A 297-nucleotide genomic window follows, 5' to 3' on the forward strand; every position below is an offset into this window, starting at 1 on the left:
GTGTATTCCGCTTGGAATCGCAGATGCTGCCGGGAACTGGGAAGCTCGTATGCACGGGCCTTGGAAGTGATCGCGGCGCGAAGGAAGCGACGAATACGGCGTTCAATTTCCTGAAGGCAAATGCAAAGCGGATCAGCGGCTCCATCAGCATGACGTCGAAGGATTACAACATCAATTATCAGGATCTGCAGGGCATTGGAATTACAGACAAGCTGGCTCTGCCGACGGTTATTTCTATTTGCTCGATTGCGCTGAATCGTCCGACACAGAGTTCTCTTGCCGTGCTGGGAGAGATCA

At 52.5% G+C, this 297-nt stretch carries 1 pseudogene; it reads left to right on the forward strand.

Annotated elements, in window-relative coordinates:
• Positions 1-297: pseudogene (locus tag M3200_RS07290) on the forward strand (protease Lon-related BREX system protein BrxL); the annotation flags it as partial.

Source organism: Dialister sp. CAG:357 (genome assembly GCF_000435155.1).
Classification (GTDB): Bacteria; Bacillota; Negativicutes; order Veillonellales; family Dialisteraceae; genus Dialister; species Dialister hominis.